Here is a 12,766-nt window from a genome sequence, read left to right as displayed (position 1 = left end):
CGGAGGTGCCCCGCGCGAGCACCGGCAGCGGGAGCTGCGACGTGCGACGGAGGGACGGCGACATGGGTGACGTGGCCTGGCACTCGGTGGACCCCGCGCCGATCGTCCTCCTCCACGGCACCGAGCCGCTCCTGGCCCAGCGCGCCCTCGAGCGGATCCGCCGGATCCTCCGCGAACGCGATCCCGAGACCGCCGTGCACGAGCTCGGCGGCGAGGGGGCCGCGACCTCGCTGGCCCAGGTCGCCAGCCCATCGCTGTTCGGCGAGCCGCGCCTGGTGATCGTCCGCGACCTGCAGAGCGCCCCGGAGGCGCTGGTGCGGGAGATCGACGCCTATCGGGCGCACCCCGAGGACGACGTCATCCTCGTCCTCGTCCATCGCGGCGGCCAGCGCGGCAAGAAGCTCCTCGACGCCCTGCGCGCCGCCGGGGTCCCCCGGGTCGCGTGCGACCCGATCAAACGCCCTGCGGACAAGCAGGCCTTCGTCACCGCGGAGTTCAGCCGCGCCGATCGCCGCATCCGCCCCGAGGCCGCCGCGGCCCTCGTCGACGCCTTCGGCGGGGACCTCTCCGAGCTCGCCGCCGTCAGCCGGCAGCTCATCGAGGACACGACCCCCGAGCAGGGCTCGGGGCGCCCCGACCCCGTGGGGATCGAGGAGGTCCGCTCCGTGACCGCCGGGCGCGTCGAGTCGACGGCCTTCGCGGTCGCCGACGCCGCGATCTCCGGCCGCGACGCCCAGGCCCTGGTGCTGCTGCAGCAGGCGAGCCTGGCCGGGGTGGACCCGGTGCCGCTCGTGGCCGCGGTCGCCCGCAAGGTCCGGGACCTCGCCAAGGTCTCGGCCCCCGGGGCGGACGCCCGCCGCCTGGGCATGCCGGACTGGATGCTCCGCAACCTCCTCAAGGAGGCCCGCGCCTGGGACGACCGCTCCCTGGCCCGGGCGCTCGAGGCCGTCGCCCGCGCCGACCACGAGGTCAAGGGGGCGGGCCGGGACCCCCGATGGTCCGTCCAGCGGATGGTCACCGAGATCTGCCGGGCCCGCGCCCGACGCCCCTGAGGTCACGGACGTGTCGCGCGCCCTCCTGCGTCGTCTGAGCGGCGCCTGGCTGATCCTCCAGGGTGTCGGCGTCCTCGCCTGGTGGGCGCTGCTGCTCCTGGTCCCGGGTTCGCGGGGGAGCTCTTCCGGGCCGCGACGGCACCGGACGCGACCCTGCTGGCCTTCGCCGTCGGCGACGTGCTGATGGTCGGGATCCTCGCGATCCTCACCGGGTGGGGCGTGCTGCGTCAGCGGGCGTGGTCGGGGCCGGCCCTGCTCGTGGTCGCCACCGCCTCGGCGTACGCGGCGCTGTACTGCCTGTTCCTCCCGCTGATGGGTGACGGCTCGGGGTGGCTCGCCGCGCTGTCGATGGCGCCGCTGCCGGTCGTCCCCGCGCTCATCGCCTTCGCGTGGTGGGCCGGGCTCCTGTCCGCGCACGGGGCCGCCGTCCCCGGCGTCCGGGGAGCTCGACGCGGGAGCAGCCCGCGATGATCCGCGTGTATCGGCCCGCGCGCCCTGCCCGGGCGCGTCGTCACCTCGCGGCCGGGGCCGTGCAGAGCGCCGTCCTGTCCCTCGTGCTCCTGGGGCTCGTGCCCGCCGCGATCTCCTGGGCCGAGGCCCGCTGGTCGCCCGTCCGTCCCACCGGCCGCCTCGGTCGAGCCACGATCGGGGCCGGCGCCGCGGTGCTCGCGGGGGCGACGGGGCTGAACGTGGGGTCGGCGGCCACGATGGCCGTCCACGGCGACGGCACCCCGCTGCCGATGGACGCCGCCCGTCACCTCGTCGTGCGCGGACCGTACCGCTGGGCGCGCAACCCCATGGCGATCGGGGGCATCGCCCAGGGCATCGGGGTGGGACTCCTGCGGCGCTCCGGGGGGACGATCCTCTTTGCGCTGTGCGGCGCGGTGCTGTGGCACGTGGCGATCCGTCCCTCGGAGGAGGCCGATCTCCTCCGCCGGCACGGGGAGCCCTACGCCCGGTACCGGGAGGCGGTGCGCTGCTGGTGGCCGCGCCGCCGGCCGGTGCCGGCGCCGTGACGCGGCAGGCCGCCGCGAGCACCCCTCGACACGACGCAGCGCCCCACCCGGGGACCCGGGCAGGGCGCTGCGGACGTCACCGAGGTGACCGGACGCTCAGGGCGTCCGAGGACGGATCATCAGGCCTTGATGTCGGCCACGAGGCTCGCGAGACCGGACTTGCGGTTCGCGGCCTGGTTCTTGTGGATGACGCCCTTGGAGACGGCCTTGTCGAGCTTGCGCGACGCGGCGGCGAGCGCGGTGCCCGCGGCGGCGGCGTCGCCGGCCTCGGCGGCCGAGCGGACCTTGCGCGAGTAGGTCTTGAGCTCGCTCTTGACGGACTTGTTGCGCAGGCGGGCCTTCTCGTTGGTCAGGTTCCGCTTGATCTGGGACTTGATGTTTGCCACAGGGACTCTTCTCTTGGACTGATCGTGGATCTCCCGCGCCGCTGAGGCGAGCAGCCGACGGGGACCGGCGGTGGGGATCGCCTGGGACGTCGGCCGCCGTATCGCGGCCACGGACTACGCTCGAGGTCGGCACGCCCGCCGACGCCCGGACACGGAGGGGCGGGACGGCATGCGCACACCTCGCGGTATGTCACACATACAGCGGACGATGCTACCAGCCACGACGCCACGGACGCCAAGGCCTGCCGCGTGTCCTGGGTCCCATCGGGCCGCGCCGTCCCGAGGGTCCTCGTCGCGAGGTCCGTCGGGCCCCGATCGTTCCTTGCGGCGCGGCGTCCATCTCAGCGCCGTGCCCGACGGACCTCGCCGACGACGACCTCGAAGCGGCGCGCGTCCAGCCGTGCGCCCTCGCGGCGCACCGCGCCCAGCGGGATCCGCAGAAGGCGGTCCACCCGCACCTCGGAGGGTCGGCCCCGGGAGTCCCAGGGCCCGGAGCCGATGTCGACCCACGTCGTGCCGTGCTCATCGGTGTGCGTCCCGGTGCCGCGGTCGTGGGAGGTCAGCATGAGGGCGACGGCGACGGGTCCGCTGCCGTCCGTTCCCCCGTCGCGCGCGTCCTCGCGGGCGATGACGAGCACCGGGCGGTCCTTGCCGCGGGAGATGTCCTCCTCGAACGCGACCCAGGCCCAGACGATCTCGCCGGGATCCGCGAGATCGTCGTCGACGGGGGCGTAGCGGAGCTCGGGCAGCGCGCCGCCGGACCGGTCCGCGAGGGCGAGGTGCGCGCCGTCGCCATCTGCCGAACCTGCACCGCGCGGGGAGCGGGACGTCGAAGACGCCCGCGGCACGGGCCGCCGTGCAGGGGACGGGCGGCGGTCGGCGGGGAGCGTCCCGGTGCGCTCCCGGCTCGACTCCCCGGTGCCGCGCGCCGACGCGCCCGAGCGGCCCGACAGGCGCCGTCCGGCCTCCTTCGCCAGCCCCTGGGCGGCGCGCCGCACCTCCGGGAACCGGGCGGCGGAGCGGAACAGGGCGGACAGGCGTGAGGCGATCGACATACGAGGGATCGTAACGAGGTCGGCACGGCCGGTCGTGAGACGATGGTGCGTCGCCCCGCCGTCGCGGGGCCAGACCCGCCGTCGCGACCGCCCCGGTCCCGCACGCGCCCCGCACCACGAAAGGACGGATGCCGGTGACCCCGAGGATCGCCGATGCCGACGCCGCCACGATCGCTCCGGCCTCGACGCCCACGGAACGCATCCGCAACTTCTGCATCATCGCCCACATCGACCACGGCAAGTCGACGCTCGCGGACCGGATGCTGCAGCTGACCGGCGTGGTCGACGAGCGCGCCATGCGCGCCCAGTACCTCGACCGCATGGACATCGAGCGCGAGCGCGGGATCACCGTGAAGTCCCAGGCCGTGCGCATGCCCTGGGCCCTCGAGCAGGCCGACGGCTCGACCGAGGCCTACGCGCTGAACATGATCGACACCCCCGGGCACGTGGACTTCACCTACGAGGTCTCCCGTTCTCTCGCCGCGTGCGAGGGCGCGATCCTGCTGGTCGACGCCGCACAGGGCATCGAGGCCCAGACCCTCGCGAACCTCTACCTCGCGATGGAGGGCGACCTCACCATCATCCCGGTGCTCAACAAGATCGACCTCCCCGGCGCCGATCCCGACAAGTACGCCGCGGAGATCGGCCAGCTCGTCGGCGTGGACCCCCAGGACGTGCTGCGCGTCTCGGGGAAGACGGGAGTGGGCGTCGCCGAGCTCCTGGACCACGTGGTGCGCACCGTCCCGGCCCCCACCGGCGATGCCGACGCCCCCTGCCGCGCGATGATCTTCGACTCCGTGTACGACACCTACCGCGGCGTCGTGACCTACGTCCGGGTCGTCGACGGGTCGCTGAGGCCCCGCGAGCGCATCGCCATGATGTCCACCGGTGCCCAGCACGACCTCCTCGAGATCGGCGTCATCTCTCCCGAGCCGATCCCCACCCAGGGACTCGGCGTGGGAGAGGTCGGCTACCTCATCACGGGCGTCAAGGATGTGCGCCAGTCCAAGGTCGGCGACACGGTCACCCTGGCCCGCAGGGGCGCCACGCAGGCCCTGGAGGGGTACTCCGACCCCAAGCCCATGGTGTTCTCGGGGCTGTTCCCGATCGACGGCTCGGACTACCCCGTCCTGCGCGACGCACTCGACAAGCTCAAGCTCAACGACGCGGCGCTCGCCTACGAGCCCGAGACCTCCACCGCCCTGGGCTTCGGGTTCCGCGTCGGGTTCCTGGGCCTGCTCCACCTCGAGATCATCCGCGAGCGGCTCGAGCGCGAGTTCGACCTGGATCTCATCGCGACCGCCCCCAGCGTCGTCTACCACGTGACGATGGAGGACGGCACCGAGGTGGAGGTCCTGAACCCCTCGGACTTCCCCGAGGGCAAGGTGCGGGAGATCCGCGAGCCCGTCACCCGGGCCACGATCCTCGCGCCGAGCGAGCACATCGGCGCGATCATGGAGCTGTGCCAGACCAAGCGCGGTGCGCTGCTGGGCATGGACTACCTGTCCGAGGACCGTGTCGAGCTGCGCTACACGCTGCCGCTGGCCGAGATCGTCTTCGACTTCTTCGACCAGCTGAAGTCCCGCACCAAGGGCTACGCCTCGCTCGACTACGACATCGACGGGGAGACCCCGGCGGACCTCGTCAAGGTCGACATGCTGCTCCAGGGGGAGCCTGTCGACGCCTTCAGCGCCGTCGTCCACCGCGACCGCGCCTACGGCTACGGCGTCGAGATGGCGGGCAAGCTCAAGAACCTCATCCCGCGCCAGCAGTTCGAGGTGCCGATCCAGGCCGCGATCGGCTCACGGATCATCGCCCGCGAGAACATCCGGGCGATCCGCAAGGACGTGCTGTCCAAGTGCTACGGCGGCGACATCTCCCGCAAGCGCAAGCTGCTGGAGAAGCAGAAGGAGGGCAAGAAGCGCATGAAGAACATCGGCAGCGTCGAGGTGCCGCAGGAGGCCTTCATCGCCGCGCTGTCCTCGGACGATGCTCCCGCCGCCAAGGACAAGAAGTCGTGAGCGGCAACGTCCGCCACAACGGCGACCGCGGCGCACCGGGCGCGGTCGCGACCCGGATCGGGGCATGACCACGACCTCCGCCTCGCTGTCCGCGTACATCCACGTCCCGTTCTGCGCCGTGCGCTGCGGGTACTGCGACTTCAACACGTACACCGCGACCGAGCTCGGCGGCGGCGGCTCCCAGCGCGAGTACCCCGACGCCGCAATGGCCGAGATGGACCTGTGCCGGGACGACGACCGCGCCGCCGGCTACGTGTACGACCGGGTGGACACGGTGTTCTTCGGCGGCGGCACCCCCACCCTGCTGCCCGCCGAGGACCTCGTGCGGATGCTCGCCCACCTCGACGCGCTCGTGCCGCTGGCGCCGGACGCCGAGGTCACCACGGAGGCCAATCCCGATTCGGTCACCGCCGCCTCCCTGCGGCGCCTCGCCGAGGGCGGGATCACCCGGGTGTCCTTCGGGATGCAGTCCGCGGTGCCCTCGGTGCTGCGGACCCTGGACCGCACGCACGATCCCGAGCGCGTCCCCCAGGCCGTCGCCTGGGCCAAGGACGCCGGGCTCCAGGTGAGCCTGGACCTCATCTACGGCACGCCGGGGGAGACCCTCGAGGACGTCGGCACCTCGGTGCGCGCGGCGCTGGCGTGCGACGTGGACCATGTCTCCGCATACTCGCTCATCATCGAGGGCAACACCGCGATGGCCCGGCACCTGCGGCGCGGTGAGATCGAGGCGCCCGATCCCGACGACATGGCCGACAAGTACGAGCTCGTCGACGACCTCCTCAGCGGCGCGGGGCTCACCTGGTACGAGGTGTCCAACTGGGCGCGGGACGAGGCCTCCCGCTGCCGCCACAACCTCGCCTACTGGCGCGGGCGCGACTGGTGGGGGATCGGCCCCGGGGCGCACCGTCACCGCGATGGCCTGCGCTCCTGGAACGTCAAGCACCCCAGCCGCTACGCGACGATGGTGGGCGCCGGGACCCTCCCGGTCCAGGAGAGCGAGCAGCTCAGCGACGCCGACCGCGCCCTCGAACGGATCATGCTGGGTCTGCGGATCGCCGAGGGCCTGCCCCTCGAGGTGATCCCTGGCCAGGCCCGCGACCAGGTGCAGGTCCACGTCGACCGCGGCCATCTGGTGCCGGCGGCGGCCGAGGAGGGGCGGCTGGTGCTGACCCGGTCGGGCCGGCTGCTGGCCGATGCGGTGATCCGCGACCTCACGCCCTGAGGCCACGAGGCCCTGCCCGGAGCGTGCAGGGCCTCGTGCCCCGGACGCACGGATGCCCCGCGGCCTCGGACGAGGCGGCGGGGCATCCGGCGCTGGTGATCGGACGGTGCCGATCGGTCCGTCACTTCACGAGGCGGATGTTCACGGGGTAGTTCCACCAGGAGAGCTCGTTGGCCTTGACCGCGCCGATGATCGCGAAGATCAGGTGCAGCACGACGGGGACGGCCAGCAGCACGTAGAGCACGGACCCGATGCCGAAGGTGACGACGGCGATGATCGTGATGACGATGGACAGCGCGATCTCGGCGATGAGGACGGCGATCGCGGCGTTGAGCGCCTCGGCGGCGTTGTACCGGACGTACCGGTCGCGGTCCTTGTAGATCACGAACACGATGAGCGGGCCGACCCAGCCGAGGAAGCCCGCGCCGAGCACGTACCCCGCCACCGTCGACAGCTGGGCCAGGATCGACCAGAGCTTGACATCCGAGGGGCTGACGGGCTGGCCGGTGAGCGGTCCCTCGTAGATGCCCTTGAACCCCGCCGGCGGGGTGGACGGCGCGCCGGCCCCGGGGGCGCCCCCGGGCTGGGGCCCGTAGCCGCCCTGCGGGCCCGCATAGGGACCCTGGGGGCCATGGCCCTGCGCTCCCGGTGCGGCGCCGGACTGCGGCGGCACGGCGTAGGGATCGCTCTTGGGCGCGCCGTGGCCGCCCGCATGGGGCGCGCCGTACCCCTGGGGGGCGGCGCCGCCGGTGCCGGGCACGGCGTACGGATCGGCCGGCTCCTGCGGCGCCGCCGAGGCGGGGCTGCCGTAGGGCGCGGCGGAACCGGCGCTCGGAACCGGCGCCGCCGAGGCCGGGCTGCCGTACGGAGCAGCGGAACCGGCACCCGAGGACGGTGTTGCCGGTGCCGACGGTGCCGGGCTGCCGTACGGCGATGCCGGGGCGGAGCCGTCGTACGGCGCGGCAGGCTGGGCGGGCGCGCTCCACGGCGCCGCGTCGGAGGTCGGGGCCGCGGGGGCAGGGCCGGGGGCACCCTGCTGCGGCGGAGCCTGGTACGGAGGCTGGGCAGAACCGCCGTCGCCCGCGGGACGAGGCTCGTACGGGTTGGCGGGGCCGGTGTTCTCGGTCATGGGTGGCGCTCCTGGTCGGGCTCGGCGAGGGGGCTGCGCGGCCCCGGGGTCGGGGCAGGCGCTGTCGGGCACCAGAGTATCGAGCGGACGAGGCCACGTCGCGGGGGATGTCCCCCGTGGACGCCGGGGTCGGCAGGGACCGTGCCCGCCCGGGGGCGGTCAGCTCTCCTGGGTCACCCAGTCGATGAGCTCCTCGATGCGTCCCGAGAGGGTCGGCTCGACGTCGGCGTAACTGCGGACCGTCGACAGGATCCGCTGCCATCCCTGGGCGATGTCGACCTGATCGGCGTGCGGCCAGCCCAGCGCCTGCAGGCTGCCCACCTTGATGTCGGTGCCACGAGGGACGTGCGGCCACGCGTTCAGGCCCACTCGGGCGGGACGCACCGCCTGCCAGACGTCGACGTAGGGATGACCCAGCACGATCACGTTCCCGCGCGCTCCCGGCAGGCGCATGACCTGCTCGGCGAGCCGGGTCTCCTTGGATCCTGCGACGAGGTGGTCCACGAGCACGCCCAGGCGCCGTCCCGGCCCGGGGGAGAAGTCCCGCACGCGCTCGGGCAGGTTGTCGGCGCCGTCGAGCATCTCGACCACGACGCCCTCGATCCGCAGGTCGTGACCCCAGACCTTCTGCACCAGCTCGGCGTCGTGCTTGCCCTCGACCCAGATCCGTGAGGCCCGGGCGGTGCGGGCGTCTGCGCCCTCGACGTACACCGAGCCGCTCGCGCTGCGCAGCGGTCGTGCATCCGCGGGGCGCGCCTGCGGCGGGGTGAGGGTCACGGGCCTGCCGTCGACGAGGAATCCGGGCCCCAGGGGGAACGAGCGGGTGCGTCCGCGGGCGTCCTCGAGCTCGACCAGGAGCTGGCCGGCGATCTTCTCGACACGGGTGATGGCCCCGGTCCATCCGGTCGTCGCGTCCTCGACCACGAGGTCCCGGCGGACGGGCACGGGCGTCGAGGTCGGACGCCGCCGGGGGTGGTCCGCGCCACCTCCGGAGAGCACGTCACGGCCGTAGCGATCGGGGAAGGAGCTGGACACGGCCACGACCGTACACCGGGAGCGAACACACACCGGGGCGCCGTGCCGACGCTTGTAGACTTGGCACTCGCCCGACCCGGGTGCCAGCGATCCCGGGCCCCCGCGGGACCGTGATGCGGACGAGCACCGGGTCCCCGCGGGCGCGAGACGGAACGAGGAGGTGGGCACGACGGACGAGCGCAAGCTGCAGATCCTGGACGCGATCGTCCAGGACTACGTCGCGACCCGTGAGCCCGTCGGATCGAAGTCGCTCCTCGAGCGGCACGACCTGGGGGTCTCGGCGGCCACCGTCCGCAGCGACATGTCGGTGCTCGAGGACGAGGGGCTGATCGTCCAGCCGCACACCTCCGCCGGACGTGTCCCCACCGACAAGGGCTACCGCGCCTTCGTCGACCACATCGCCCGGATCAAGCCGCTCTCCTCCCCCGAACGCCGCGCGATCGAGTCCTTCCTGGCCGACGCCGGGGACCTCGACGAGCTGCTGGGCCGCACGGTCCGCCTGCTCGCCCAGGTGACGCACCAGGTCGCGATGGTGCAGTATCCGCTGCGCCGTCAGGCCCGCGTGCGGCACATCGAGCTCGTGCGGCTCGGCGAGACCATGCTGCTGCTGGTGCTCATCACCGAGTCCGGCCGGGTCGACCAGCGGACGATCTCGCTCGCCGCCCCGCGGGACGTCGAGTTCTACGAGGCTCTGCGGGGGGACCTGCTGCGGGCGACGATCGGCGGACAGGTCACCGAGCTCGACGAGGCCCTCGCCGGGGTCGTCGCCACCCGGCCCGTCGAGGACCAGCTCGCGGCCGGGGAGGTCGCCTCCGCGCTCGGTGCGATGTTCGACGAGCGTCGCGAGGAGAGGATCGTGCTGGCCGGTGCCGGCAACCTCGCCCGCTCCGCCGCGGACTTCTCCCGGGAGGTCGAGCTGCTGCTCGACGTGCTCGAGGAGCAGCTCGTGCTGCTGCGCCTGCTGGGGGACATGAATCCCGAGCCGGGCGCCGTCGAGGTGCGGATCGGCGGGGAGATCCGTGACGCGGCGCTGGGCCAGGCGGCGCTCGTGGGAGCCGGCTACGGCTCCGGGGCGCACCTGGCGATCCTCGGCCCCCGACGCATGGACTACGTCGCCGGCATCTCCAACGTCCACGCCCTCGCTCGCTACATCTCCCGATACCTGCAGTGATCGCGCCGCCGGCCCCTCGCCGCAGGGGCCGGCCCGCCCTGCACCCCCGACTCGACCTCGACGACAGGAACACCGCCTCGTGAACGACGACTACTACGACCTGCTCGGCGTCTCCCGTGACGCCTCCTCCGAGGACATCAAGCGCGCCTACCGCAAGAAGGCCCGCAGCCTCCACCCGGACGTCAACCCCGACCCCTCGGCGCAGGAGCAGTACAAGAAGGTCTCCCAGGCCTACGAGACCCTCGCCAACCCCGACAAGCGCCGCACCTATGACATGGGCGGCGGCCCCGGGGGCGCGGGCGGCTTCGGCGGCGCCGGCGGCTTCGACTTCTCCGACATCTTCGACATGTTCGCCGGGGGCGCCGCCGGCATGCGCGGCCGCTCGCAGGGCCCGGTCCCGCGCCAGCGTCGCGGCGGGGACATCCTGCGCCGCACCACCCTGGGCCTGAAGGACGTGGTCTTCGGCACCGAGCAGGACGTCACCTTCCGCACCGCCGTGCTGTGCTCGGTCTGCGAGGGCTCGTGCTGCGCCCCGGGCACCTCCCCGACGCGCTGCACCGTCTGCGGCGGCACCGGGCACGTCCAGCGCGTCGCCCAGTCGCTGCTGGGCCAGATGGTCACGGTGGCCCCGTGCTCGGCCTGCCAGGGCCACGGCGACATCATCGAGAGCCCGTGCGTCGAGTGCTCGGGGCACGGACGCGTCCAGCAGGAGCGCACCACCACGGTGAAGATCCCCTCCGGCGTCGAGGACGGCACCCGCATCAAGCTGCGCGGCGCCGGCGAGGTCGGCGAGGCCGGCGGTCCCTCCGGTGACCTCTACGTCGAGCTCACCGTGAGCGCCGACGACCTGTTCGAGCGCGACGGCGACGACCTCGTCACCCGCGTGCGCGTGCCGATGACCTCGGCCGCACTGGGCACCAAGGTGCCCATCGAGACCTTCGACGGCGCCCGCGAGGTGGACGTCCGCGCCGGCAGCCAGCCCGGTGACGTCCTCACGCTCAAGGGTCTGGGCATCACGCCCCTGCGGTCCGAGCGCCGCGGCGACATCAAGGTCGAGGTCGAGGTGGTCGTGCCCAAGAGCCTCAGCGCGGAGCAGCGCAGGATCCTCGAGCAGTTCACCGACGTGCGCGGCGACGAGCCGCCGCAGCAGCCCGGCCGCAAGGCCGATCAGCGCGGGGGCGTGTTCGGCCGTCTGCGCGATCGCCTGCGCGACCGCTGATCGGGGCCGGCACCGTGCCCGCCACCCGCCCGGCCTTCCTGCTCCTGGACCGCGATCTCGACGGCTCGGGGGCCGGGGACGCGCTCACCCTCGCGGGCGACGAGGGCCGTCACGCCGCCAAGGTCGCCCGGATCGGGGTGGGTGAGGAGATCCTGCTGACCGACGCGGGGGGTCGCCAGGCCCCGGCCGTCGTCGTGGCCGCCCGCAAGGAGCAGCTCGACCTCGAGCTGCTCGGTGCACCCACCGCGGCGGTCGTGCGGATCCCGTGCCTGGCACTGGTCCAGGCGCTGGCCACCGGGGGCCGCGACGAGCAGGCCGTCGAGAGCGCGACCGAGCTCGGCGTCGACCGCATCACCCCCTGGATCGCCGGGCGCTCGGTGTCGGTGTGGCGGGGGGACAAGCTCGCCAAGGGGCGCGCCAAATGGGAGTCGACCGTGCGCACCGCGGTCAAGCAGTGCCGTCGCGCCGGGATCCCCGCGGTCGATGCCGCGGTCCCGACCCAGGAGCTCGTGGACGACGTCGCGGCCCGCACGGCGGCGGGCGGGATCGTCCTTGTCCTGCACGAGCAGGAGAGCAGCCCGCTGCTGGACCTCGCCGCCGAGCTGCGCGGTGCCGCGGAGCACGGGGTCCCCGAGATCGCCGTCGTGGTGGGACCCGAGGGCGGGATCTCCGAGGAGGAGCTCGCGGCCCTGCGCCGCGCCGGAGCCCGCAGCGTGCTGCTGGGCCCGGAGGTCCTGCGGTCCTCGACCGCGGGCCCGGCGGCACTGGCCGTGCTCAGCGCCCTCCTCGGTCGCTGGGGCCGCGACGGCTGAGCCGCCCGGCCCGCGCGGCTCAGCCCTGCCGGGCGGCCACGGCGACGGACTCGAGGGACCGCAGCAGCGCCCCGAGGGCCCCGGTCTGCTCGGGGCGCACGGTGAGGTCGCCGGAGACGTCGAGGTCCTGTCGGAAGGCGAGGCCCACGGAGCCGCGCACGTCGGCACCGACGAAACGCAGCAGGCGCTCGGCCTCGGCGATCGCGCCGGAGCCCGCGCCCCAGCCGTAGCCGACCACGGCCACCGGCAGCTCGGCCCACTCGCGGTGGAGGTAGTCCACGGCGGTCTTCAGCGAGCCGGGGATCGAGCCGTTGTACTCGGGGGTCACGATCACCAGGGCGTCGAGCGCGGAGACGCGGTCGGACCACGTCAGGGTGTGGTCGTGCGCGTAGGGCTCGCCCTGCTTGGGGCTGAAGGCCTCGTCGAAGTTGGGCAGCGACACGGCGCCGAGATCGATGAGGTCGAGATCCCACGCGGGATCGACGTGCTCGGTCACCCACTGGGCGACGTGCGAGCCGACACGGTTGGGGCGGGCGGAGGCGATGAGGATTCCGAGTTTCACTTCCCGCCGAACGCGGCGGCGCCGCCGATGCTTCCCCCGTGTGAACCGGTGTGGCCCGCCTCACGCATGCCGGAGGATCGTAG

At 73.6% G+C, this 12,766-nt stretch carries 13 protein-coding genes; 8 read left to right on the top strand and 5 right to left on the bottom strand.

The genetic code is table 11. The features are described from left to right. The first annotated feature begins 62 nt into the window (after positions 1–62). From holA to ACT3TZ_RS00785, 3 genes are all read left to right on the top strand, one after another. Entirely contained in the window at positions 63–1,052 is a 990-nt protein-coding gene (gene holA / locus ACT3TZ_RS00795; protein WP_444581484.1) for a DNA polymerase III subunit delta, read from the top strand. A gap of 81 nt (positions 1,053–1,133) precedes the next feature. Then, positions 1,134–1,523 carry a hypothetical protein gene (locus ACT3TZ_RS00790; RefSeq protein WP_444581483.1) on the top strand — a complete coding sequence of 130 codons (390 nt, stop codon included), beginning with the start codon at positions 1,134–1,136 and terminating at the stop codon, positions 1,521–1,523. Continuing rightward, positions 1,520–2,068, top strand: coding sequence for a methyltransferase family protein (locus tag ACT3TZ_RS00785; RefSeq protein WP_444581482.1), 549 nt, complete (start codon positions 1,520–1,522; stop codon positions 2,066–2,068). Before ACT3TZ_RS00790 ends, ACT3TZ_RS00785 begins: the two co-directional genes overlap by 4 nt. A gap of 119 nt (positions 2,069–2,187) precedes the next feature. On the opposite strand, the gene rpsT is transcribed toward ACT3TZ_RS00785, so the two are convergent. After that, positions 2,188–2,454: a 30S ribosomal protein S20 gene (gene rpsT / locus ACT3TZ_RS00780; protein WP_444581481.1), complete on the bottom strand. Its 267-nt coding sequence runs from the start codon at positions 2,452–2,454 to the stop codon at positions 2,188–2,190. Between the two features lie 341 nt (positions 2,455–2,795). Further along, positions 2,796–3,509, bottom strand: a complete 714-nt coding sequence (locus ACT3TZ_RS00775) for a type II toxin-antitoxin system PemK/MazF family toxin (RefSeq protein ID WP_444581480.1) — start codon at positions 3,507–3,509, stop codon at positions 2,796–2,798. A 128-nt stretch (positions 3,510–3,637) separates the two neighbouring features. On the opposite strand from ACT3TZ_RS00775, the gene lepA reads away from it, so the two are divergent. Continuing rightward, positions 3,638–5,530, top strand: a complete 1,893-nt coding sequence (gene lepA, locus ACT3TZ_RS00770; protein WP_444581479.1) for a translation elongation factor 4 — start codon at positions 3,638–3,640, stop codon at positions 5,528–5,530. Between the two features lie 64 nt (positions 5,531–5,594). Next, a complete protein-coding gene (gene hemW, locus ACT3TZ_RS00765; RefSeq protein ID WP_444581478.1) occupies positions 5,595–6,755 on the top strand; it encodes a radical SAM family heme chaperone HemW in 1,161 nt (386 codons plus the stop codon). 121 nt (positions 6,756–6,876) lie between these two features. Here the strand turns inward: hemW and ACT3TZ_RS00760 are convergent, their stop codons facing one another. Continuing rightward, complete coding sequence (locus ACT3TZ_RS00760; RefSeq protein WP_444581477.1) at positions 6,877–7,884, bottom strand: DUF4870 domain-containing protein; 1,008 nt, start codon at positions 7,882–7,884, stop codon at positions 6,877–6,879. A gap of 159 nt (positions 7,885–8,043) precedes the next feature. Then, positions 8,044–8,919 carry a DUF3097 domain-containing protein gene (locus ACT3TZ_RS00755; RefSeq protein WP_444581476.1) on the bottom strand — a complete coding sequence of 292 codons (876 nt, stop codon included), beginning with the start codon at positions 8,917–8,919 and terminating at the stop codon, positions 8,044–8,046. A gap of 160 nt (positions 8,920–9,079) precedes the next feature. Here ACT3TZ_RS00755 and hrcA point away from each other — a divergent pair, with 160 nt between their 5' ends. From hrcA to ACT3TZ_RS00740, 3 genes are all read left to right on the top strand, one after another. After that, positions 9,080–10,090 (top strand): heat-inducible transcriptional repressor HrcA, encoded by a 1,011-nt coding sequence (gene hrcA, locus ACT3TZ_RS00750; protein ID WP_444581475.1) that lies wholly within the window; start codon positions 9,080–9,082, stop codon positions 10,088–10,090. Positions 10,091–10,169: 79 nt separating this feature from the next. Next, complete coding sequence (gene dnaJ, locus ACT3TZ_RS00745) at positions 10,170–11,309, top strand: molecular chaperone DnaJ (protein ID WP_444581474.1); 1,140 nt, start codon at positions 10,170–10,172, stop codon at positions 11,307–11,309. 14 nt (positions 11,310–11,323) lie between these two features. After that, positions 11,324–12,121 carry a 16S rRNA (uracil(1498)-N(3))-methyltransferase gene (locus ACT3TZ_RS00740; protein ID WP_444581473.1) on the top strand — a complete coding sequence of 266 codons (798 nt, stop codon included), beginning with the start codon at positions 11,324–11,326 and terminating at the stop codon, positions 12,119–12,121. 19 nt (positions 12,122–12,140) lie between these two features. Here the strand turns inward: ACT3TZ_RS00740 and ACT3TZ_RS00735 are convergent, their stop codons facing one another. After that, positions 12,141–12,683, bottom strand: coding sequence for an NADPH-dependent FMN reductase (locus ACT3TZ_RS00735; protein WP_444581472.1), 543 nt, complete (start codon positions 12,681–12,683; stop codon positions 12,141–12,143). Positions 12,684–12,766 lie beyond the last annotated feature (83 nt).

It is taken from the genome of Brachybacterium sp. AOP25-B2-12, assembly GCF_052378625.1.
In the GTDB taxonomy this organism is placed as follows: domain Bacteria; phylum Actinomycetota; class Actinomycetes; order Actinomycetales; family Dermabacteraceae; genus Brachybacterium.
The sequence above is the reverse complement of the archived record's forward strand: the minus strand, read 5'-3'. Positions and strand labels throughout refer to the sequence as shown.